Origin of the sequence: Brachybacterium sp. AG952 (genome assembly GCF_004362645.1) — a bacterium.
In the GTDB taxonomy this organism is placed as follows: domain Bacteria; phylum Actinomycetota; class Actinomycetes; order Actinomycetales; family Dermabacteraceae; genus Brachybacterium; species Brachybacterium conglomeratum.
The window spans coordinates 1-22,379 of sequence record NZ_SNXV01000002.1; the positions used below are offsets into that span (position 1 = coordinate 1).

A 22,379-nucleotide genomic window follows, 5' to 3' on the forward strand; every position below is an offset into this window, starting at 1 on the left:
GGTTCTCCTCGACAGCCTGTGCGTCGTCGCCGACGTGGCGGGCGAGGTTGAGGGCGGCGTGCTCGCCCTTGCTGACCCCTCCGGCACGGCCCGTGAACAGGGCACGGGCCCCGCGGATCCGCGGGGCCCGTGCCCTGAGGGGGCTCGTCACTTCAGGAAGGACGGCAGGTCGAGGTCGTCGTCGTCCGCCGGGGGCTCCTCGATGTGCGGCGGGCGGGTGGGCTCGGGGGCCCGGGGCGCCGGCTGCGGGGCGACGTTCTGCTGCTGGCCCGCGTCCTCGACGTCCGCGGCGTCCAGCGCCTCGGTCTCGGGCTCGGGGGCGCTGGGCCGCGACGGGGAGAAGGCCTGCTGCGGCAGGCCCCAGGCGCCCGGGGAGGCGGCGGTCGCGCCGGTGCCCTGGCCGGGGCGCTGCTCGGAGGAGGCGGGACGCTGCTGCACGGCGGGCCGCTGCTGCACCGCAGGGCGCTGGGCGGGCTGCTCGGTACGGGCGGCGGGGCGCTGCTGCGGGGTGAGGTCCTGGCGCGGCTGGGGACCGCCGCCCTCGAAGCCCGCGGCGATCACGGTCACGCGGACCTCGTCGCCGAGGGCGTCGTCGATGACGGAGCCGAAGATGATGTTCGCATCCGGGTGCGCGGCCTCCTGGACGAGGCGCGCGGCCTCGGAGACCTCGTACAGGCCCAGGTCGCTGCCGCCCTGGATGGAGAGCAGCACGCCGTAGGCGCCGTCGATCGAGGCCTCGAGCAGCGGGCTGGAGACCGCGAGCTCCGCGGCCTGCAGCGCGCGGTCGTCGCCGCGGGCGGAGCCGATGCCCATCAGGGCGCTGCCCGCGCCCTGCATCACGGACTTCACGTCCGCGAAGTCGAGGTTGATCAGGCCCGGGGTGGTGATCAGGTCCGTGATGCCCTGGACGCCGGAGAGCAGGACCTGGTCCGCGCTCTTGAAGGCGTCGAGCATCGAGACCTGCTTGTCCGCGATGGAGAGCAGGCGGTCGTTGGGGATCACGATGAGGGTGTCGACCTCGGCCTGGAGCGCGGCGATGCCGGACTCGGCCTGGGTCGAGCGGCGGCGGCCCTCGAAGGTGAAGGGGCGGGTGACCACGCCGATGGTCAGGGCGCCGAGGCTGCGGGCGATCTTCGCGACGACGGGCGCGCCGCCCGTGCCGGTGCCGCCGCCCTCGCCGGCGGTCACGAAGACCATGTCGGCCCCGCGCAGGACCTCCTCGATCTCCTCGGCGTGGTCCTCGGCGGCCTTCTTGCCCACCTCGGGGTCGGCGCCGGCGCCGAGACCACGGGTGATCTCCTTGCCGACGTCGAGCTTGACGTCGGCGTCGGACATGAGGAGCGCCTGGGCGTCGGTGTTGATCGCGATGAACTCGACGCCCTTGAGCCCGGACTCGATCATGCGGTTGACGGCGTTGACACCTCCGCCGCCGACGCCGACGACCTTGATGACTGCGAGGGAGATCTGGGTTCCGGCCACGTTTGGTCCTTGCTCTTGGCTCTTGTTGGTCTGCCTGGAGAAGCGCCTGGATCGCGCCTGGTCGCGACCGCTCCTCAACCCTGGACCTCTACTTGAGGTTCGGACTTCGGGGCGCCTCTCCTTTCTCTCGACGCTAAGGAGGAGTGCACGCGCACGCAAACACCGAGGGCGCGTGTCGGGCGCGAGCCGGGCCAATGTCACCGTCCGGTGCGCCCGATCCGCCGGAATGCGTGGCGCCCGTGCGCCCCGCGCCGTCGAGCGCCCGGGCGCGCGGGGCCCGACGGATCGGCGCGTGGCGGCAGCGGGTGAGGTCAGCGCGTGACGGGGGCGACCGGGGAGGAGACGTCGATGGTCGTGCCGGGCCGGCCCAGCAGCGCCTGCACCACCTCGGCCTTGAGCTCCGCATCGTGCGCATCGCCCCAGACGACCGTCTTGGTGCCGCCGTCCTCGAGGGTGAGGACGAGGGTGACGTCGCTGGTGCTGGAGGCGGAGACCTCCCGGACCGCGCCGCGCAGCGGATCGGGCAGGGAGGCGAGCACCTCGCTCATGGTCGCGGCCGCGCCCTCGGGGTCGGCGGCGCCGCCCTGGACGGTCATCGGCACCAGGGTCGCGCCCTCGGCGGCCGCGGCGGGCAGCTCCTCCCCCGCGGTGTCGACCACGGCGGTGCTGCCGTCGGCGCGGGTGAGCTGGGCGACCGGGGCGGCCTCGGTGACGGTGACGGTCATGCCGTCGGGCCAGGCCCGGTCGACCTCGGCGGAGGCGACGCCCGGCACCTCGGCGGCCCGGTCGGCGATCTCGTGGGTGGGGAGCAGCAGCACGCTGTCGCCGCTGTGGGAGGCGACGGCCTCGCGCACGTCCTCCTCGGCGACGTACCCGGTCCCCTCGACGGTGATGTCGCGGACCTGCAGGGCCGGGAGCATCACGGCGGCGGCGAGGGCGGCGACGAGCACGAGCAGCGTCACGAGGGTGCCGGCGATGATCGCGCGCCGACGCCGGCGCCACGGGCGTCCCGCGACGAGCGCGCGGAAGCGGTCCGCGGCCTGGACCACGCGGCCGCCGCCCGGCTCCTCCTTCTGCGTGCGGGGCGGCGCGAGCGGCGCCTCGGGCGCGACGGCGGGTCGTCCGAGGCTGCGGCCCCGGCCCCGGGGTGCGCCCGGGGCCGGGGACGGCGAGGCCGCCGAGTGGGCCGAGGGGGCCGAGTGTGCGCTGCGGGCCGACGGCGCCGGAGCGGCGCTCCGGCCGGTCGGCGCGGCGCGGCCCGGCTGCGGGGTGCGACCGGACTGCGGGGTGCGGCCCGACCGTGCGGTCCGCGACGGACCCCCGCCGGAGCCGGCCCCTTCCGAGGGGCGGGGACGGGCCTCGCGGGAGGGGCGCCGTTCGGCGGACTGCTCGGGGCGCTCCGCGGGCGCCGTCGGGCGGACCGTGCCGGGACGCGGTCGGGGCGTGGTGGGGCGGCGTGCCATCAGGCGCGTTCCCCGGGGTCCGCCTCGAGCGCGGCGAGCAGCGCCGGGGTCGTCTCGACGATGTCTCCGGCGCCCAGCATCAGCAGCAGGTCGCCGGGACGGGCCGCGGCCGGGACCAGGTCGAGGACCTGCGCGTCGGCGTCGAGGGGGACCACGGCCTCGCCGGCGTGGCCGGTGATGGTACGGGCGGTGGTGGCGGGGTCGGGGTCCTCGCGGGCGGCGTAGACGGGCATCACCCAGGCGAGGTCCGCGGCCTCGAGCGCGGCGGCGAAGTCCGCGGCGAAGTCGCGGGTGCGGGAGAAGAGGTGGGGCTGGAAGACGGCGAGGACGCGGCCCGGCGTCTCCTGCGCCTCGACGATCCCGCGGGCGGCGTCCAGGGTCGCGGCGACCTCGCGGGGGTGGTGGGCGTAGTCGTCCACGACGGTCACTCCCCCGGCGGTGCCCGCCACGTCGAAGCGACGGGAGGCGCCGGTGAAGGTGCCCAGGCCCGCGGCGAGGCGGGCGGGGTCCAGGGACGGGTCCGCGGCGGCGGTCGCGGCGAGGGCGCCGACGGCGTTGAGGACGTTGTGGTGGCCGGTGACGGCGAGGGACAGGGTCAGCGGGCCGTCCGGCCCCTCGAGCTCGACCTCGGCGCCGCGGGCCCCGCTGCGCTCGGCGCGCAGCGTCCACGCAGTGCCCTCTGCGGTGCCGTAGCCCTGGACGGCGACGCCCCGGGCCCGGGCCCTCTCGCCGAGGGCGGCGGCGCCGGGGTCGTCCTCGCAGACGACGAGGGTGCCGCCGGGTCGCAGCCGGTGAACGAGCGCGTCGAAGGCGGCGGTCAGGGTCTCGGCGTCGCCGTGGAAGTCGAGGTGGTCGGGCTCGAGGTTGGTGACGACGATCGAGCGCGGGGCGAAGGCGAGGAAGGAGCCGTCGGACTCGTCGGCCTCCACGACGGCGGGGCTGTCCGGGCCGCTGCCGCCGGGCTGCTCCCCGAAGCCGGCGTTGCGGCCCAGATCGGGCACGGCCGCGCCGAGCGCCCAGGCCGGGTCCTGCCCGGCGCCGCGCAGCGCGGCGACGGCCATGCCGGTGGTGGTGGTCTTGCCGTGGGTGCCGGCGACGGCGATCAGGTCCCGCTCCCCGAGCAGGCCCGCGAGCGCCGCGGCGCGGTGGATCACGGGGATGCCGCGCTCCTGGGCGGCGGCGACCTCGGGGTTGTCGGCGCGCACGGCGGTCGAGACGATGACGAGGTCGCAGTCCTCGGCGAGCAGCGCGGCGTCGAAACCGATCCCGATCCGGGCGCCGGCCTCGCGCAGCGGGGCGATGAACTGGCCGTCCTGCGAGTCCGACCCGCTCACGGCGAGCCCGGCCTCGAGGGCGAGCCGCGCCACGGCGCTCATGCCGGCTCCGCCGATCCGCACCACGTGCACCGAGCGGATGCTCTCCCCCGCCGGCCAGTCCGGCCGGGTGATCACGTCGCCGGGGCGCAGGATCGTGCGGGGTGCGGGGCCGTTCGGGGAGGCGGGAGTCATGGGGTCACGGTATCCGGGCGCTCGGCGCTGCCGGGTCAGGCTCGGCGTGCGACGCCGATCACGACGTCGGCCATCACCTCGGCCGCGTCCGTGATGCCGAAGGCGCGGGCGGCCTCGGCCATCGCGCCGCGCCGCTGGTCGTCCAGCAGCAGCGGCAGCACCTCGCTGCGCAGGTGCTGCGCGTCGAGCTCGGCGTCGGGGACCATCAGCGCGCCGCCGGCGGCGACGACCTCCTCCCCGTTCAGCGCCTGCTCGCCGTTGCCGATCGGGAGCGGGACCAGCACGGCGGGCAGCCCGACGGCGGTGAGCTCGCTGACGGTGCCGGCTCCGGAGCGGGTGAGCGCGAGGTCGGAGGCCGCATAGGCGTCCTCCATGGCGGAGACGTACTCCAGCACCCGGTAGCCGTCCCTCTCGACGAGCCCGTCGGCCTTGCCGCGGCCGGTGACGTGGAGGATCTGCGCGCCGGCGGCGGTGAAGGCCTCGGCGGCCTCGCCGACGGCGGCGTTCAGACGCTGGGCGCCGAGGGACCCGCCGGTGGCCAGCAGCACGGGACGGGACGGGTCCAGCCCGTAGCCGGCGACGGCCTCCGCGCGGCGGGCGGCGCGGTCGAGATGGGCGATCCCCTCGCGCATGGGCATGCCGATGCGGCGGGCACCGGGGAGGGTGGAGCCGCCGAAGGCGGTGAGCACGGCGGCGGCGCGGCGGGCGCCGAGGCGGTTGGCGAGCCCCGGGCGACGGTTCGCCTCGTGGATCACGACGGGCAGGCGCTGGGCGGCCGCGGCGAGATAGGCGGGCGGGCAGACGTAGCCGCCGTAGCCGGCGACCACGTCGATCCGTCGCTCGCGCAGAAGGGTGCGCACGGCCTTCAGCGTGCCGGCGAAGCGCCCGGGGAAGCGCAGCGCCGCCCCGTTCGGACGGCGCGGGAAGGGGACCTTCTCGATGGTGACGAGCTCGAGCCCGGCGGCCGGGACGAGGTCCGTCTCGAGCCCCTGGGCGGTGCCGAGCACGATGATCTCGGACTCGGGGCTGCGGCGGCGGATCTGCGCGGCGGTGGCCAGCAGCGGGGAGACGTGTCCGGCGCTGCCGCCGCCGGCCAGGAGGATGCGGGGCGGGGTAGGGGTCATCGGGTCCTCCGGGAGGGGCTGGAGGCGCCGCGGCGGCGGCGCGAGGCGGAGCGTCCAGAGCGCGAGGAGCGCCCGGCCTTCGCGGCGAGACCGGCCTTCCCACGGCGTCCGGCCTTCGCGGGGCGGGCGGCGGGGGCGCTGTCGCGCGGGGCGGGCTGGACGCTGACGGAGCGGCGCACCGAACCGAAGCGGGCGCTGATCGCCTCCTGCGCGCCGGGCTCGCGCCGGGCGAAGGAGAGCAGCAGGCCGAGCGCGGTCATCGAGGCGAGCAGGGCCGAGCCGCCCGAGGAGATGAACGGCAGGGGCACGCCGATCACGGGCAGCAGACCGGTGACCACCATCATGTTCACGACGGCCTGGCCGAGCAGCCAGGCGCTGATGCCGGCGACGGTGATCTGCATGAAGTGATCCTCGAGCCGAGTGATCATGCGGAACATGATCAGGGCGAGCACGGTGAACAGCGCGAGCACGCCGAGGGTGCCGATCAGGCCGAGCTCCTCGCCGATGATCGCGAAGATGTAGTCGTCCTGGGCGGCGGGCAGACGTCCCCACTTCTGCCGCGACTCCCCGAGCCCGACGCCCCACCAGCCGCCCTCGGCCAGGCCCATCAGGCCCTGGTCCGACTGATAGCAGGAGTCGCCCTCGCAGATCCCGTGGATCCAGTTCGTGATGCGAGCCATGCGGTTGGCGCTGGTGACCGTGAGGAAGATGATGCCGATGACCCCTGCGGCGCCGGCGAGGGCGAACCACCGGCGCGGGATGCCGGCCACCCACATCGCTCCGGCGACCAGCATGGCCATGATCATCATGGTCCCGAGGTCATGCCCGAGCATCACGAGACCGAGTGCCAGGAGGGCGCCGGGCGCCAGCGGGAACAGCAGATGCGCGGGTCGGTGGAGCAGCGGTCGTTTGATCGACAGCAGGGCGCCGAGCCACACCGCGAGCGCGAGCTTGAGGAACTCCGAGGGCTGCAGGGTCTGCCCGGCGATCCGGATCCAGTTCTGGTTGCCGTCGACCGCCCAGCCCAGCCCCGGCACGAACACGAGGCACTGCAGGGCGATGCCGATGCCCAGCAGCGGCCAGGCGGCGCGCCGGTAGAACCCCGGCGGGAGGGAGGCGGCGATGATCAGCAGCACGAGGCCCATCGCGGCGAAGGTGCCCTGGCGGAACAGGCCGGCGAAGCCGGAGTTGCCGCGGGAGATGTTCAGGACCGCGGAGGACGACAGCACCATCACCAGGCCGATGCCGACCAGCATCGCGCCGACGACGATCAGGGCGTAGAAGTCCAGCGCCGGCGAGCGCAGCCAGCTGCCGACGCCCTCGCGGACGCGGCCGGAGATGTTCCCCAGGGGCTGGTCCTCGTCGGGGCGGACGACGGAGGTGGAGCGGTCCGCGGGACGGGTGCCGTAGGCGGACGCGCGGGAGTCGGTGCGGCGACGTGCGTCGCGCCGGGTGTCCTCCATCGTCATGCGTGCTCTCCTGGCAGTCGGGTCACGGCCGCGGCGAACAGATCCCCCCGTTCCGCGTAGTCACGGAACTGGTCGATGGAGGCGGCGGCCGGGGCCAGCAGCACCACGTCCCCTGCGGCGGCGAGGGAGCGGGCGGCCTGCACCGCGTCCTCCATCAGCCGGGTGCGCGCGGCGACGTCGTCAGTCTCGCCCGGATCGATGCGCCGGACGGGGACCTCGGGGGCGTGTCGGCTGAGCGCCTCGGTGAAGGGCACGGGGTCCAGGCCCAGCAGCACGACGCCGACCAGACGGTCCGCGGCGGCGGCGACGAGCGGGCCGAGATCGGCGCCCTTGACGTCGCCGCCGGCGATCCAGACCACGCGCTCGGCCGCCTGGAGGGAGGCCGCGGCGGCGGCGGGGTTGGTGGCCTTGGTGTCGTCGACGAAGCCGATGCCGTCGACGGTGGCGAGGTGCTGGGCGCGATGGGCGCCCATGCGGTAGGCGCGCAGCCCGTCGCGGACGGCATGGGCCGGGACGCCGTGCGCGCGGGCGAGCGCGGCCGCGGCGAGGGCGTCCAGGAGCACGTGCGGGCCGGCGCCCTGGGGACCCAGGTGCGCGAGGTCGGCGAGGGTGGCGAGCTCGGCGGCGGAGCTGCGGCGCTCGGGGTGGAAGGCGCGGTCGACGAGGATGCCGTCGATGATCCCGAGCTCGGACAGGCCCGGGGCGCCCAGCGAGATGCCGACGGCGCGGGCGCCCTCGACGACGTCCGCCTCCTCGACCAGGTGCAGGGTGGTCTCATCGGCGGTGTTGTAGACGCAGGCGGTGCGGACGCCCTCGAAGATGCGTCCCTTGGCGCGGGCGTACTCCTCGGCGCCGCCGTGCCAGTCGAGGTGGTCGGCGCTCACGTTCAGCACCACCGCGGCCTCGCAGTCCAGGTGCTCGGTCCAGTGCAGCTGGAAGCTGGACAGCTCCAGTGCGAGCACGTCGAAGCCCTCGGGGTCCAGGGCCGCCTCGATCACGGGCAGTCCCACGTTCCCGCAGGCGACGGCGCGCAGGCCCGCGGCGCGCAGGATCGACTCGAGCATGGTGACGGTCGTGGTCTTGCCGTTGGTGCCGGTGATGCCGAGCCAGGCGGGGCCGTCGGCGGCCTGCATGCGGCGGGCGAGCTCGACCTCGCTCCACACGGGGATGCCGCGGGCGGCCGCGGCGGCGAGCATAGGCTGGTCGGGGCGCCAGCCGGGCGAGGTGACGACGAGGTCGATCTCGCGGTCCTCGGGCAGGGCGCGGGTGTGCTCGGCGCCGAGGCGGAACTCCGCCCCGAGCACCTCGAGGATCCGGGCGCGCTCGCGGATCTCGGGGGTGTCCGCCCCGTCGACGACGAGCACGCGGGCGCCGCGCTGCATGGTCTGGTCGGCGATCGCGTAGCCGGAGACGCCGAAGCCGGTGACGAGGATCCGCAGCCCGGCCACGTCCATCCCCGGCCAGGGGCGCTCCTCGGCGGGGAGGGAGGGGGCGCCGCCCGCCGGGGCGGTCATGAGGCGAGCCTCGGCAGGGCGTCGAGGTAGAACAGGCCCAGGCCCACGCCGGCGAGGATCCCGGCGACGATCCAGAAGCGGACCACGATGGTGACCTCGTTCCAGCCCTTGAGCTCGAAGTGGTGCTGCAGGGGCGCCATCCGGAACACGCGCTTGCCGGTCAGCTTGAAGCTCGTCACCTGGATGATCACGGACAGGGAGATGACCACGAAGAGGCCGCCGATGATCGCGCCGAGGATCTCGGTGCGGGTGACGATGGTCAGGCCGGCGATCGCGCCGCCGAGGGCGAGGGAGCCGGTGTCGCCCATGAAGATCTTCGCGGGCGAGGTGTTCCACCACAGGAAGCCGACGCAGGCGCCGATGATCGCCGCGCACAGCACCGCGACGTCCAGCGGGTCGCGGGTGTCGTAGCAGTGCACCAGTCCCCCGGCGTCGAGGTCGACGCTGCACACCTGCCGCCACTGCCAGAAGCTGATGATCAGGTAGGCGGCGGTGAACAGGATGGTCGCGCCGCTGGCGAGGCCGTCGAGGCCGTCGGTGAGGTTCACGCCGTTGGACCAGGCGGCGACCAGGAAGTTCGCCCAGACCGCGAACAGCAGGAAGCCGACGACCGAGCCGAGGAAGGCGAGGTCGAGCCAGGGGATGTCGCGGACGAAGGAGATGTGCGTGGAGGCGGGAGCGTTGCCGTTCTCGTCGGGGAACAGCAGCGCCATCACGGCGAAGCCGGTCGCGACCAGGAACTGGCCCACCAGCTTGTAGCGGGGGCGCAGGCCCGTGGAGTCCTGCTGGGAGATCTTGAGGTAGTCGTCGAGGAAGCCGACGACGCCGAGGCCCACCATCAGGAAGAGCACCAGCACCACGGAGACGCTCGGCGAGGACCACAGCACGAGGTGGGTGAGGAAGTAGGCCAGGACCACCGCGAGGATGATCGCGACGCCGCCCATGGTGGGCGTGCCGCGCTTGGTCGCGTGGGAGGTGGGGCCGTCGTCGCGGACGAACTGTCCGTAGCCGCGGCGCTCGAGCACCTTGATGAACAGCGGCGTCCCGAAGATGGACATGGCCAGGGCGAGCGCCCCCGCGATGATGATCGCGATCATGCATCGTCTCCCGTCTGGTCGGTCCCGGCGTGCCGGTCGAGCGCCTCCACGAGCGGCTGGGCGAGCCAGCGCAGGCCCGCGTCGCGGGAGGACTTCAGCAGCACCGCGTCACCGGGACGCACGGTCCGTTCTAGCACAGCGAGCGCCTCGTCCACGGTGTCGACGTACTCGGACTCACCGCCGAAGCTGCCCTCGAGGCTCGCCCCGTGATGGATCGGTGCCGCGCCGTCGCCGACGACGTAGAGCTGGGAGATGTTCAGCCGCACCGCCAGGCGGCCGATCTCGTCGTGCAGCAGTGCCGCGTCCGGGCCGAGCTCGAGCATCTCGCCGAGCACCGCGATGGTGCGGCGGGTGCGGCCGAGGTGCGCGAGGGTCTTCAGCGCGTGCCTCATCGAGTCGGGGTTGGCGTTGTAGGCGTCGTTGATGACGAGCGCGCCGCCCGCCTCGAGGACCTCCATGCGATGGCCGGAGGCGAGCGTCGCCCCCTCGAGCGAGGCGGCCGCCGCCGCGGGGTCGACGCCCGCGGCCAGCGCCCCGGTGAGGGCCGCCAGCACGTTCGCGGCCTGGTGCTCGCCGAGCAGGTCGGGGCGGACGGGGAAGGTGCCGGAGGGGATCGAGGTGCCGTCGAGGGCGGTCAGCCCGTCGGGGACGACGAGGTCGAAGCCGATGCGGGCGCGGTCGTCCAGGGTGAGGTCGGTGCCGCGCACCGTCCCCTCGTGGAAGCCCCAGGTGAGGACCGGGGCGGCGGAGCGCTCGGCCATCCCGGCGACGAGCCGGTCCTCGACGTTCAGGATCGCGCGGCCTCCGGGGGCGAGCGCCTCGACCAGCTCGCCCTTGGCCGTCGCGATCGCCTCGACGCTGCCGAACTCGCCGAGATGGGCGGAGCCGACGTTCAGGACGAGCGAGATGTCGGGGCGTGCGATGGCGGTGAGCTGGGCGATGTGGCCGATGCCGCGCGCACCCATCTCCAGCACGAGGAAGCGGGTGGACGTGGTCAGGCGCAGCACGGTCAGCGGCAGGCCGAGCTCGTTGTTGAACGTGCCGGCGGGGGCGATGGTCTCCCCGGCGGGGGTGAGGATCGTGCCGAGCAGGTCCTTGGTGCCGGTCTTGCCGGCGCTGCCGGTGACGGCGAGGACGACGAGCTCGGGGTTCTCGGTGCGGGCGCGCTCGAGCTGGGCGCGGGCGAGATCGGACAGGGCGGTGCGCACGTCGGCGACCTGGACGGCGGGCACGCCGCGGTCCTCGGTGACGAGCGCGGCGGCGGCGCCGGCGGTGCGGGCGGCCTCGAGGTAGTCGTGGCCGTCGACGTGCTCGCCGGGGAAGGCTGCGAACAGGTCGCCGGGTGCCGCCTCGCGGGAGTCGATGCGTGCGGTGCCGGTGACGGTCTCGTCACCGGTCGCGCCGCCCACGAGGGTCCCGCCGGTGATCTCGGCGATCTCCCGTGTCGTGATCTGGAGCATGCTCAGCGTCCTTCGTCCATGTCGTCGGCATCGACCCGTCGGGGCGTCGACCGTGCCGTGTGCAGCGCGTCGCGCAGCCGGAGGCGGTCGTCGAACGGATGGACGATACCCCCGATCTGCTGGCCCGTCTCGGCTCCCTTGCCCGCCACCAGGATGGTGTCGGACACGTCGGCCAGGGAGGCGGCCAGCTCGATCGCGGCGCCGCGCCCGTCCACCTCGTGGACCTGCGCGTTCGTGTCCTCGGGGATGCCGGCGAGGACCTCGGCGCGGATGCTCGCGGGGTCCTCGGTGCGGGGGTTGTCGTCCGTGACGATGACCACGTCGGCCAGACGGGCGGCGACCTCGCCCATCCGGGGCCGCTTGGTGCGGTCGCGGTCGCCGCCGGCGCCCATGACGACCACGAGGCGGCGCGTGCCGGGCACGGCGCGCAGGGTGGTCAGGGCCTGTTCGAGGGCGTCGGCGGTGTGGGAGTAGTCCACGATCCCGCGCACCCCGTCGTCGGCGACGAGCTCCATCCGGCCGGGGACGGTGCCCTCGGTCGCGAGGGCCTCCACGACCTCCGGGCCGGAGCGCCCGATCGCGGCGAGCAGCAGCTCGGCGGCGAGGGTGTTGGCGACGTAGTGACGGCCGGGCAGCGCGGCGTGCAGGGTGCGCTCCCCGTCGGGGCCGTGCGCGGTGACGGTGCTGCCGTAGCCCTCTGAGTGCGCGGCGACGGCGCGATGGTCCGCCTCGACGCCGGGCAGGGTCGCGTAGGTGGTGACGGGGATCGTCGCCTCGCGGGCGAGGCGGCGGCCCCACTCGTCGTCCACGCAGACGATCCCGCGCCGGGCGTGCTCGGGGGTGAACAGCAGGCGCTTGGCCCTGTAGTACTCCTCCATCGTGCCGTGGAAGTCGAGGTGGTCCTGGGTGAGGTTGGTGAAGCAGGCGACGTCGAAGACCACCTCGTCGGCGCGGTGGAGGACGAGCGCGTGGCTGGAGACCTCCATCGAGGCGACGGCGACCTCGTCCTCGGCCATGCGGGCGAGGATGCCGTGCAGCTCAGGCGCCTCGGGGGTGGTGCGCACGGTCGCCACCGTGTGGTCCGCGCCGCGGGCGTCGCGGTAGCTGGTGCCGCTCGTACCGATCACCCCGGCGGGGACGCCGAGGGCGAGCAGGGTGCGGGTGATCGCGGTGGTGATCGAGGTCTTGCCGTTGGTGCCGGTCACGCCGACGGTCGCGAGGCGCTCCGCGGGCCGGCCCTGGACCAGGGCGGCGGCGGTCGCGGTCGCCGCACGGGGGTCGGGGACGACGAGGGCGGGCAGGCCCGCATCGGCGCAGAGCGCGCTGCCGTCCTCGTCGGTCAGGGCGAGGGCGGCGCCCCGCTCGACGGCCTGGGCGGCGAACCGGGCGCCGTGGGTGACCTGGCCGGGCAGCGCGCTCCACAGATCTCCGGGCTCCACGGAGCGGGAGTCGAGGGTGACTCCGGTCAGGCGCAGGGCGTCATCACCGGGGTCGTGCGGCGCGACGCCCAGGGCGGATGCGAGCTCGGCTACGCTCGCGCCGCGGGGGCGGCGCGGGCGGGCAGGCTCGTGCTGGGGCACAGGGGTCTCGCTCATGGGTGTCCTCACCACTCGTTCTCGAGCTGACGGGCGGGCACGCCCGTCGGGGCGATGCCCTGGTTCTGGAGCGTGAAGGTGGTCAGCTCGGAGAAGGCGGGGGCGGCGGCCTTGGAGCCCGAGATGAAGGTGTCCAGGCCGAAGAGGAAGACGCCGATGACGATCTCGGGGTCGTCCGCGGGGGCGAAGCCGATGAAGGAGGCGGTGTAGGTGCCGTCGGGGACCTGGGCGGTGCCGGTCTTGCCGGCGACCGCGTAGCCGCTCACCGCGGCGCTCGAGGTCTCGTCGTCCACGGCGTTGTCCATCAGCGCCTGCATGGTGGCCGCGGTCTCGCTCGAGACGACACGGGTGCTCTCGGGCTCGCCGAGGGGGCGCACCGAGCCGTCGGCCTCCTTGACGCCAGAGATCAGCGAGGGCTGGACGCGCACGCCGTCGTTGGCGAAGGTGCCGACGGCGGAGACCATCTGGAGGGCGTTGACGCTGTAGCCCTGGCCGAAGGAGGTGGTGTAGCGGGTGCGGCCGGTCCAGTCCGAGGCGGGGTGGACGATGCCGGCGGACTCGCCGGGCAGCTCCACGCCGGTCTTCTCCCCCAGCCCGAAGGCGAGGAGGTAGTCGTGGCGCACCTCGGGGGTGAGCGTCTCGGAGATCTGCACGGTGCCGACGTTGGAGCTGTTCTTCAGCACGCCGGCGAGGGTGAGCCGCTGGTCGGGGTGGCTGTGGGAGTCCTTGATGCGCTCGCCCTCGAAGTACTTCTCGTAGGGGACGTCGTACTGGGACTCGGGCGTGACGGTGCCCTCCTCGATCGCGGCGGCGATGGTGAAGAGCTTGCCGGTGGAGCCCGGTTCGAAGACGCTCGAGATCGCGCGGTTGCCGAGGTCCTCGGCATCGGCGTCGCCCGGCGAGTTCGGGTCGTAGGTCGGGGACTCCGCCAGGGCCAGCACCTCGCCGGTGCGGGCGTTGTAGGCCACGGCGCTGCCGCCGGTGGCGCCCCACTGCTCGACGGAGCTGGCGATCACCTGCTGCGCCTTCCACTGCAGGTCGCGGTCCAGGGTGAGCACCACGTCGCTGCCGTCGACGGCGGGGGTCGTCTCCTGCTTGCCGGTGGGGATGATCTGCCCCTGGGCGCCGCGCTCGTAGGTGGTCTTGCCGTCGGTGCCGGCGAGCTCGTCGTCGAAGGAGAGCTCGGTGCCGGCCAGGGCCGTGCCGTCGGCGCCGACGAACCCGAGCACGTTGCCCGCCACGGAGCCGGCGGGGTAGATCCGGTCCGCGACCGGGTCGGCTCCGATGCCGGGGATGCCCAGGGCGATCGCGGCGTCCCGCACGGCGGGCTCCACGTTCTTGCGGAGGTAGGCGAACCCGGCCTCGCCGGTCAGCGCCTCCTCGGTCTCGCTCACGCTCCAGCCGAGCACCGGCGCGAGCTCCTGCGCCGCGGCCTCCACCCCGGTGACCTCGGCGGTCTTCGAGTTCGCGAGGTAGTCGTCGACCTGGGTCTGGTTGACCCAGAGGTCGTAGCGCTGCACGGAGCTGGCCAGCACGGTGCCGTCGCGGTCGGTGATGTCGCCGCGCAGCGCGGGGATCGACCGGGTGACGGTGCGCTGGGCGATCGCCTCCTCGGCCCGGGCGCTCGCGTCCAGGCCCTGCACCCAGACCAGGCGGCCGGAGAGGGCGAGCACGGCGACCAGGACCAGACTGATCAGGAGGCGATGACGGGTGGAGGGGTCCCCCACGCGAGCCCGCGGGAGCCGGATCGCGCCGCCTCCGGGGCGTGGACGACCAGCACCTCCCGCGGAGCGGGAGGTGCTGGACCGGCCGTTCCTGCGCGATGGCGACATGTGTCAGGCCCCTTCGTTGCCCATGCCGTGGTACTCGGTGGGCTCGTCGTAGATCTGCGCCGGCGGGACCGCCACCTCGGCGGGCACGTCCGCCAGCTCCGGCGTCCCGTCAGTCTGCTCCGCCGGGGCCGTCTCACCGATGATCTGGCCCGTGTCGAGGTCGATATATGCCGGATCCGACACCGGGACCATCCCGATCTCGCGCGCCTGGCGCTCGAGCTCCTGCGGGGTGCCGAGGCGCTCGTTGGTCTCCTGGAGGCCCTGGCTCTCCTCGGTCAGCCGCTGCGACTGGCCCTGGAGCCGGGTGATCTCGTAGCTCGCGTCGGACATCTGGATGTTCATGAACAGCAGCGCGGCGAGCGTCGCGGTGACGATGAGCGTGCACAGCAGCGCGAACGGCATCGTGCTGCCGCCCGTCTTCGGCGTGGAGACGACGGTGAGGCGGGGCCGGGAGGTCTGGGCGGTGCGCGCTCCGCGAGCAGGGCGGATCGCGGGCGCATGAACGGCGGACGTGCTGGCCATCTCAGTGTGCTCTCTCGGCGGAACGGGTACGGGTCAATGCTCGCAGTCGGACGGACGCGGCACGGGTATTGCCACTCCGTTCGTCCTCGTCGGCCTGGAGCGCGCCGCGGACGAGCGGGGTGAAGGTGGGTCTGTGCTCCTCGAGCTCGACCGGGAGTCCGGGCGGGGCCGAGGAACGGGTGCGGCGGGTGAAGGCCGTCTTGACGAGACGGTCCTCGCCGGAGTGGTAGGACTCCACGACGATGCGGCCGCCGACGTGGAGGCAGTCCAGCGCCGCCTCGATCGCGGAGGCGAGGATCTCGAGCTCCTCGTTGACGGCGATGCGCAGGGCCTGGAAGGTGCGCTTGGCGGGGTGGCCCCCGCTGGCCTTCGAGGCAGCGGGGATCGCCTTCTCCAGCAGCTCGACGAGCTCGCCGGAGCGGACCAGCGGCGTGGTCTCGCGCTGCTCGACGATGCGGCGGGCGATCCGGCGGGCGAAGCGCTCGTCGCCGAGGTCGTGGAGGATGCGGGCGATCTCGGCCTCGGGCAGCTCGCGCAGCAGGTCCGCGGCGGTGGGGCCGTCGGAGGTGGCGTCCATGCGCATGTCCAGCGGCGCATCGACGGAGTAGGAGAAGCCTCGCTCCGCGGTGTCGATCTGGAAGCTGGAGAGCCCCAGGTCCATCATCACGCCGTGGGCGCCGGGCAGCTCGAGCTCGGCGAGGACCTCGGGGATCTCGTCGTAGGTGGCGTGGACGAGGGTGGCGCGGTCGCCGACGCCCTCGCGGTCCAGGCGCTCCCGGGCCAGCGCGAGCGCCTGCGGGTCGCGGTCGATGCCGACCAGCCGGGCCTTCGGGGCGGCGTGCAGCACGGCGGCGGCGTGGCCGCCCATGCCGAGGGTCGCGTCGATGTGGACCGACCCCGGCTCCTGCAGCGCCGGGGCGAGCAGCTGGACCGAGGTCTCGAGCAGGACCGGAAGGTGCCTCTGCTCGGCCGGCAGGTCGCCGTGCGTGGTGTCGTCCATCTCGCCCCTCCCCTCGGGTCGTGCTCTCGTGCGATGTGCTGCGGTCTCGGTCCGGATGCCGGCCGGCGCCCCCTGGGCGCTGCCGTCCTGTCAGATTCCCCGTCGTTCCCGACCCGCCACCGGGGAAGTTGCGTCGGGGCGGGAACGACGAGAGGTCTCACAGGACGGATGTCCTCGTGGCCGGGCTCAGAACAGGCCGGGGATCACCTCCTCGGAGGTCTCGGCGAAGCCCTCCTCCTTCTGCTCGAGGTAGGCCTCCCAGGCCGGGAGCGACCAGATCTCGAGGCGGTCGAGCGCGCCGATGACGGCGCACTCCCGATCCAGCCCCGCGTAGGTGCGCAGATGGCTCGGGATGGTGATGCGGCCCTGCTTGTCCGGGATGACGTCCTCCGCACCGGACATCAGCACTCGCAGGTAGTCGCGGGTGCGTCGGTCGGTCGTGGGCGCCCGACGGGCCTCCTCGAGCTTCTGGCGGAACTCCATGAGCGGGTACACGGCGATGCAGTGCTCCTGTCCACGAGTCATGACCAGTCCCGAGGCGAGCTCGTCGCGGAACTTGGCCGGGAAGATCAGTCGGCTCTTCTCGTCGAGCTTGGGCGTGAAGGTGCCGAGGAACATCCGCAGCCTCCTTCAGTCGCCGTGACTCGCGATCAGATCTCCATCTCCTCCCAACACGCTCCACTTTACCCCACTACTCCCCACCCATGGCCACAGGAACGGGGAATTCGGAGCACGAGCGTTGGGTCACTGCAGGTCAGGAGGGTGGAGCGAGGTGGGGGGAATCTCGCGTCCGGGCGTGGTGCGAGGGCGCTGCGGGGCGCCGGATCCTGGCCGACAGCGCGCCCCTCCCCCGCCGCTCCACGACATCTGCCCAGGCCAGCGAGTCGAAGCCTTCGGGGCGGGCGCCCCGGGACCCCGGGTGGAGGGAGATGGAGGACGCCGGTGGAGCGATGTGGGGAGTCGCCGGGAGCGGGGTGGGGACGGGGCCGCGAGAGCGCCGGGGAGCAGGGTGGGGATCGACCGGGCGGCCGGGCCGGGTCTCACCGCGACAGCGCGGTGGAGCGAGGTGGGGGCCGACCGGGCGGTCAGCCGGGGCACCTCGCGACAGGGCTGTGGAGCGAGGTGGGGACCGTCCGCGCGGTCGACGGAGCGGCGGCGGCAGAGGCGCCGATCCCGGGAACGACGAAGCCCCGGCTCGAGGAGCCGGGGCTTCGGGGAATCAGAGGCGGGCCGTGGGGCGCCGCAGGACGGTGCGGAGTAGCGGGGCGACCGCGGCCGGGAGCCGGGCGTTCAGAGGCGCGGGTCGTCCCCCGCGCGCTTCTCCCAGCGCTCCTCCATCTTGCGCATGAAGCTGCCGCCGTCGCCGGTGCCGGGAGCCGTCGGCCCCTGACCGCCGCCGGGACCGCCTCCCGAGCTGCCGGTGCCGGAGGAGGTGCCGCTGGGGCCGGTGATGGCGTAGACCGCACCGGCCACCATGCCGATGAAGGCGATCACGCCGAGCCAGATCGCGGGAAGGGCCACGGCCAGGACGAGCAGGGCGAGGCCCAGCACGACGGCTCCGAGGCCGATCAGGATGCGGCGACCGTTGCGTCGCGGCGGCGCCTTGGGCGCGAAGGCACGTGCGAGGCGCGGATCGTCGGCGAAGAGCTGACGCTCCATCTCGTCGAGCATCTTCTGCTCGTGTTCAGACAGCGGCATGGTCCCGCTCCTTGTCCCCGTCCTCTCGCGCCCTGCGGCGCCCGGTGCACCCGCCGGAGGCCAACAGCCCCGTCGGCGGTTCATCCAGTTTAGAGCGTCTTCCTGAGTTATGGGAACCATCTGTGCGAGGCGCCTCCGCTCACCGTCCCGGTGACGACTCCCCCGGCGCGGGCGACTCCGTCGACGGCGCCTCGGCACGCCCCGGCTCGAGGGTGGACCCCCTGCTCAGGCTCGCGCTGCCGAAGCGGTCGCGGGCACGGTCCATCGCTGCCTCCAGATCGGTCCAGCCGGCCGGCCTCGCGCTGAGCTCCGACTGCAGGGACACCCCGGCGGCGGGCTCGAGCTGGGTCGCGCGGACCCCGGCGAGCCGCACCCTGCGCATCGTCGGGCGCTCCCTCTCCCAGAGCGCCACCACATGCTCCCTCAGTCGTTCGCCGCTCGCGGTGGGTTGGTCGAAGGTGGAGGAGCGGGAGAGCGTCGTGCCGTCGGGGGCGCGGAGCTTGAGCACGACGGTGCGGGAGACGAAGCCCGAGCGGCGCAGCTGCCGGGAGACCTCGTCGGCCATCATCGTGATGCGCCGCCGCACCTCAGCGGGGTCGGTGAGGTCCTCGTCCCAGGTCCGCTCCGTGCCGAGCGACCGGTCCTTCGTGCGGTGGCCGAGCCCGGTGCGGTCGCTGCCGTCGGCGAGCGCGAGGATCTCGGGGGTGCGCGGGCCGAGCGCACGGGCGAGGGTGCTGGTGGGGACCTCCCGCAGCTGTCCGATGGTGCGCACGCCGAGCCGTTCGAGGGCCGCCTGGGCCTTGGGGCCGACGCCGGAGATCGCGCCGACGGGCAGGGGGGCGAGGAACTCGGCCGTCCGGTCGGCGGGGACGATCAGCATCCCGTCGGGCTTCGCCCGGGCGGAGGCGATCTTCGCGACGGCCCGGGAGACCGAGCCGCCCACCGAGCTGGGCAGCGCGAGCTCCTCACGGATGCGTCGCCGCAGCAGGTCGGCGATCTCGACGGGCTCGCCGAAGAGCCGGCGCGCACCGCGCACGTCGAGGAAGGCCTCGTCGACGCTGATCTGCTCGATATCCGCCACGACGTCACCGAGGATCCCCATGACCTGGGAGGAGACCTCGCGGTAGTGCGCGATCCGGGGCGGGACGATCACGAGGTCGGGGGCAAGGCGGCGGGCGCTCGCCATGGGCATCGCAGAACGGATGCCGCGGGCGCGGGCGGGATAGCTCGCCGCGGCGACGACTCCCCGGGCGCCGGCGCCTCCGACCACGACGGGCAGGCCGCGCAGCGACGGATCGTCGCGCACCTCGATGGAGGCGAAGAAGGCGTCCATGTCCAGGTGGAGGATCCCTGGGATCTCCTCCGGTCCGTCCGCCGTGCGGACTGTGCGCGCACCCGTTCCCATCGCCACCTCCTCGCCGAGGACTGTACCGGGGCGGGCGCGGGGACGCTCAGCCCTCGGACAGCTCCGCGAGCGGGACGGGCAGGCCCTCGAGGAGCTTCTCGGCGACGCGGTCGAGATGGGCCGCGGTCCCCTCCAGGTGCTGGGCGAGCAGCTCGGGCTCCGGCAGCGCCGAGGCGTCCCGGTCCAGCCGGGTGCGCTCGGCGACCAGGGGGCCGAGCGTCTCCGCACGCCGGGCCTCCTCCCCTCCCAGCCGCTCCAGCGCGGTCCACACGTTCAGCGGCAGCGCCCGCCGGCGCTCGCGGTTCGCGCGGGCGACGAGCACCCCGGCGCCGCGGAGCGCGGCGCGGTGCACGAGCTCGAAGGCCTCGCGAGGGTCGACGGGGGCGAGCTCCCGTCCCTGCTGGAGCAGCTGCCGCGCGCGCTCGAGATCGGCCTGGTCCTGATCGAGCCGGGCGAGGAGCAGCCTCAGGGAGCGGGCGTCCGAGCGCAGGACCGTCTCGGGGTGCCGCCCTCCGCTGCGTGCCGTGGTGGTGCCCATCGCGCTCCTCCTCCTGCTCGGTGCCGCCCGTCGGGCGGGGTGTCCGGTGCAGGCCGGTCTCGTCCCGACCTCGTGCCCAGCACGCTAGGCGGAGGGTGTGACGGACGACGCCCGCGACGGCCTGGATGGGGACGGGCGGGGGCTGTGGAGGAGAGGTGGGCCGCACGATCCTCCGCGGCGGAGTCTCCTAGAGTGGTGCGATGCCCCGCCGTGATCGCGCCCCGCGCGCCCCCTTTGACAGCCTCGGCCCGCTGGACACGGCGATCCCCATCTCCACCGGCACCGCGCGGCTCACGGTCGAGACCGACGGCTCGGTGCTGCTGGACGTCAACGGCGTCCCCTCCTCGCACCTGCATCCCGATCCGGAGCACCTGGTGTTCGAGTACATGCGCTGGATGCTGCAGGTGATCGACCTCCATCTCGAGGAGTCCGACGAGGAGCGCGCCGCACAGCTCGCCCATCTCGGAGGCGGCGGCTGCTCCCTCCCCCGCGCCGTCGCGTCCCGCCACCCCCGTGCACGGCAGATCGTGGTGGAGCTCGACGCGCTGCTGGCCGAGCGGGTGCGGGAGTGGTTCGACCTGCCGCGCTCGCCCCGGCTGCGGCTGCGGGTCGACGATGCGCGCACTGCACTCGCGGACTGGCGGGAGGACCGCTTCGACGTGCTGGTCAGGGACGTCTTCGCCGGCTCCGTCACTCCGCCCGAGCTGACCGGGCTCGCGGCGGTCCGCGATGCGGCGCGGGTGCTGCGCCCCGGGGGCCTCTATCTCGTCAACTGCGCCGCACCTCCCGGGACGCGGCTGCTGGCCGACGAGGTCGCGACGCTCTCGGCCGTCTTCTCGCACGTCGGCGTCATCGCCGAGCCGGCGCATCTGACCGGCAAGCGCCGCGGGAACTGCGTGCTCCTGGCCTCCCAGCGACCGCTGCCCGACGGCATCGACCGGGCCCTGCGCTCGGATGCGGTCTCGGTGCGGCTCGCCCGGCAGGACCGGGTGCTCGCCCTGGCCCGGGCCGGGACGGTGCTGGGCGGCGACTGACCCGTCGGCGCAGGCCCCGGCGCGAGGCCGCACCGCGAGGGCTGCACGCCGCGGGGGCCTGCGCGGCGCTGCGCCGTCGACCGCGCCGTCGGACGTGCGGATCATCCCCCGAGGACGACGGACCGGGCAGGAGCGCGATGCTCCTGCCCGGTCCGTGGGTTCACGGGAGTTCCGTGGTCAGAGCGGGCGGACCTGCTCGGCCTGCGGGCCCTTGTCCCCCTGGCTGACCTCGAACTCCACACGCTGACCCTCGTCGAGGGCGCGGTAGCCGTCCATGTCGATCTTGCTGTGATGCACGAAGACGTCTGCGCCGCCTCCGTCGATCTCGATGAATCCGTAGCCCTTTTCGGCGTTGAACCACTTGACCGAGCCCTGTGCCATACCTGTCACCTTCTGTGTCGTCCATCATCGATCGCACGACGCGATCGCGGTGCCGCGTGAAGCCGTCCCCCGCCGGAGCGGGTGGCGCAATGGTGCGTGCCGTACTGCTGTGCCGGAGGCACCGTCGACGGACTGTCCTGCTGGAACTGCATCACCGCAACGCGACCATTCTGACACGACCGTGGCCCGCTTCACACGTCGATGGCGAACACCTGGTCACGAAGACATAACGAACTGTGATCGATGGCTCCCTCGCGTCGGCCCAGGGGGCTCAGCCGTCCCGCGTCCCGTCGCCCGGGTCCTCCTCGTGGTCCGCGAGGAAGCGCTCGAAGTGCTCCCCGATCTCCTCGGCCGTGGGCAGGTCCAGCGTGGTCGCCAGCGGGGAGCGGTCCTCCCCCTCGCTCATCGCGTCGTACTGCTCCTCGAGGGCGCTGACGATCTGGTGGACCTCGCCGTTCTGGGCGAGGGTGCCCTGCAGCGCGACGGTCGCGGCATCGGTGAGGTCGCCGAGGTGCACGAGCGGGAGGTCGAGCTCGGCGGCCTCGCTCACCCGACGCAGCAGCGCGAGAGCGCCGGCGGGGAAGTCGGTGCGGGTGAGGTAGTGCGGGATCTGGGCGGCGTAGCCCATCGCCGGATGCCCGGCCCTCCCCAGCCGGTTCTCGAGCAGGGAGCTGAAGGCGGCGGGGATCACGAGCTCGGAGGAGCCCTCCTCCCCCTCGGAGGTGTCGGTGCCCGGCGCCGGCGTGGGGCGCGTGCCGGGCCGGCCCAGCAGCGAGGGATCGTTGGCGTGCGCGAACAGGCCGATCGGCCGGGTGTGCGGGACCGCCATCGGCACGGCCTGCATGCCCACCACCCGCTCGACCTCGAAGTACTCCACGAGGTCGATGAGCGCCTCGGCGAGTCGCTTCCACTGCAGGTCCGGCTCCGGACCGTCGAGGAAGAGGAAGGGTCGGTCGCTCTCGTCGTACATCAGCCAGAGGGTGATCTCCGGGATCGCGACCTCGGAGAAGGAGGTGCCGTCGAAGGTGGCCTGGGGGCGGGAGCCGCGGTAGTCCAGCAGCTCGTCGGTCTCGAAGGAGACCAGGCGCAGGTGGCGCAGCTCGTCGCGGAGGTAGTCGGCGGCGATGCGGCAGGCGTTGCCGGCGTCGACCATGCCGGGCAGGGCGTGGACGAGGGTGAGTCCGGAACGGGGCACGGCCTCGAGGACCTCGGTCGACTCGAAGCGGTACAGATCTCGGGGATCGCGCATCGGGCTCTCCT

General features: G+C 73.9%; 20 protein-coding genes. 1 reads left to right on the forward strand and 19 read right to left on the reverse strand.

Going from position 1 to position 22,379, the window contains the following annotated elements; translation table 11 throughout:
* The 17 genes from DEU31_RS17280 to DEU31_RS05545 form a co-directional block, all read right to left on the reverse strand.
* A partial coding sequence (locus DEU31_RS17280) for a laccase domain-containing protein (RefSeq protein ID WP_208109975.1) occupies window positions 1-151 on the reverse strand: 151 nt, incomplete at its 3' end.
* Window positions 148-1,479, reverse strand: a complete 1,332-nt coding sequence (gene ftsZ / locus DEU31_RS05470; RefSeq protein WP_053916213.1) for a cell division protein FtsZ — start codon at window positions 1,477-1,479, stop codon at window positions 148-150. The genes DEU31_RS17280 and ftsZ, both read right to left, overlap by 4 nt.
* Window positions 1,480-1,790: 311 nt before the next feature.
* Window positions 1,791-2,942: an FtsQ-type POTRA domain-containing protein gene (locus DEU31_RS05475; protein ID WP_133676374.1), complete on the reverse strand. Its 1,152-nt coding sequence runs from the start codon at window positions 2,940-2,942 to the stop codon at window positions 1,791-1,793.
* Window positions 2,942-4,450, reverse strand: coding sequence for a UDP-N-acetylmuramate--L-alanine ligase (murC, locus tag DEU31_RS05480; protein ID WP_133676376.1), 1,509 nt, complete (start codon window positions 4,448-4,450; stop codon window positions 2,942-2,944). The genes DEU31_RS05475 and murC overlap by 1 nt, the downstream gene beginning before the upstream one ends.
* Window positions 4,451-4,485: 35 nt before the next feature.
* A complete protein-coding gene (locus DEU31_RS05485; protein WP_133676378.1) occupies window positions 4,486-5,574 on the reverse strand; it encodes a UDP-N-acetylglucosamine--N-acetylmuramyl-(pentapeptide) pyrophosphoryl-undecaprenol N-acetylglucosamine transferase in 1,089 nt (362 codons plus the stop codon).
* Window positions 5,571-7,043, reverse strand: coding sequence for a putative lipid II flippase FtsW (gene ftsW / locus DEU31_RS05490; RefSeq protein ID WP_133676380.1), 1,473 nt, complete (start codon window positions 7,041-7,043; stop codon window positions 5,571-5,573). The genes DEU31_RS05485 and ftsW overlap by 4 nt, the downstream gene beginning before the upstream one ends.
* On the reverse strand, window positions 7,040-8,557 hold the full coding sequence (gene murD / locus DEU31_RS05495) for a UDP-N-acetylmuramoyl-L-alanine--D-glutamate ligase (RefSeq protein ID WP_010551426.1): 1,518 nt from the start codon (window positions 8,555-8,557) through the stop codon (window positions 7,040-7,042). The genes ftsW and murD overlap by 4 nt, the downstream gene beginning before the upstream one ends.
* A complete protein-coding gene (mraY, locus tag DEU31_RS05500; RefSeq protein WP_010551425.1) occupies window positions 8,554-9,654 on the reverse strand; it encodes a phospho-N-acetylmuramoyl-pentapeptide-transferase in 1,101 nt (366 codons plus the stop codon). The genes murD and mraY overlap by 4 nt, the downstream gene beginning before the upstream one ends.
* On the reverse strand, window positions 9,651-11,114 hold the full coding sequence (murF, locus tag DEU31_RS05505) for a UDP-N-acetylmuramoyl-tripeptide--D-alanyl-D-alanine ligase (protein WP_053916220.1): 1,464 nt from the start codon (window positions 11,112-11,114) through the stop codon (window positions 9,651-9,653). Before murF ends, mraY begins: the two co-directional genes overlap by 4 nt.
* Window positions 11,115-11,116: 2 nt before the next feature.
* The gene (locus tag DEU31_RS05510) at window positions 11,117-12,709 is read right to left on the reverse strand and encodes a UDP-N-acetylmuramoyl-L-alanyl-D-glutamate--2,6-diaminopimelate ligase (RefSeq protein ID WP_133676382.1); all 1,593 of its coding nucleotides are present in this window, start codon (window positions 12,707-12,709) and stop codon (window positions 11,117-11,119) included.
* Window positions 12,710-12,717: 8 nt separating this feature from the next.
* On the reverse strand, window positions 12,718-14,436 hold the full coding sequence (locus DEU31_RS05515; RefSeq protein ID WP_010551422.1) for a penicillin-binding protein 2: 1,719 nt from the start codon (window positions 14,434-14,436) through the stop codon (window positions 12,718-12,720).
* Window positions 14,437-14,544: 108 nt separating this feature from the next.
* Entirely contained in the window at window positions 14,545-15,063 is a 519-nt protein-coding gene (locus DEU31_RS05520; RefSeq protein ID WP_133676384.1) for a hypothetical protein, read from the reverse strand.
* A 1-nt stretch (window position 15,064) separates the two neighbouring features.
* The gene (gene rsmH / locus DEU31_RS05525; RefSeq protein WP_133676386.1) at window positions 15,065-16,063 is read right to left on the reverse strand and encodes a 16S rRNA (cytosine(1402)-N(4))-methyltransferase RsmH; all 999 of its coding nucleotides are present in this window, start codon (window positions 16,061-16,063) and stop codon (window positions 15,065-15,067) included.
* Between the two features lie 186 nt (window positions 16,064-16,249).
* On the reverse strand, window positions 16,250-16,681 hold the full coding sequence (mraZ, locus tag DEU31_RS05530; RefSeq protein ID WP_133676388.1) for a division/cell wall cluster transcriptional repressor MraZ: 432 nt from the start codon (window positions 16,679-16,681) through the stop codon (window positions 16,250-16,252).
* A 672-nt stretch (window positions 16,682-17,353) separates the two neighbouring features.
* Complete coding sequence (locus DEU31_RS05535) at window positions 17,354-17,761, reverse strand: DUF3040 domain-containing protein (RefSeq protein WP_010551418.1); 408 nt, start codon at window positions 17,759-17,761, stop codon at window positions 17,354-17,356.
* Window positions 17,762-17,900: 139 nt separating this feature from the next.
* Window positions 17,901-19,166, reverse strand: coding sequence for a DNA polymerase IV (gene dinB, locus DEU31_RS05540; protein ID WP_010551417.1), 1,266 nt, complete (start codon window positions 19,164-19,166; stop codon window positions 17,901-17,903).
* Between the two features lie 46 nt (window positions 19,167-19,212).
* Window positions 19,213-19,704, reverse strand: coding sequence for an SAV_6107 family HEPN domain-containing protein (locus tag DEU31_RS05545; protein ID WP_010551416.1), 492 nt, complete (start codon window positions 19,702-19,704; stop codon window positions 19,213-19,215).
* Between the two features lie 200 nt (window positions 19,705-19,904).
* Between DEU31_RS05545 and DEU31_RS05550 the strand changes: the two genes are divergently transcribed.
* Window positions 19,905-20,738: a fused MFS/spermidine synthase gene (locus DEU31_RS05550; protein WP_010551415.1), complete on the forward strand. Its 834-nt coding sequence runs from the start codon at window positions 19,905-19,907 to the stop codon at window positions 20,736-20,738.
* A 177-nt stretch (window positions 20,739-20,915) separates the two neighbouring features.
* Here DEU31_RS05550 and DEU31_RS05555 read toward each other — a convergent pair whose 3' ends face one another.
* Entirely contained in the window at window positions 20,916-21,119 is a 204-nt protein-coding gene (locus DEU31_RS05555) for a cold-shock protein (RefSeq protein ID WP_010551414.1), read from the reverse strand.
* Window positions 21,120-21,390: 271 nt separating this feature from the next.
* On the reverse strand, window positions 21,391-22,368 hold the full coding sequence (locus tag DEU31_RS05560) for a PAC2 family protein (protein WP_010551413.1): 978 nt from the start codon (window positions 22,366-22,368) through the stop codon (window positions 21,391-21,393).
* Window positions 22,369-22,379: the final 11 nt, after the last annotated feature.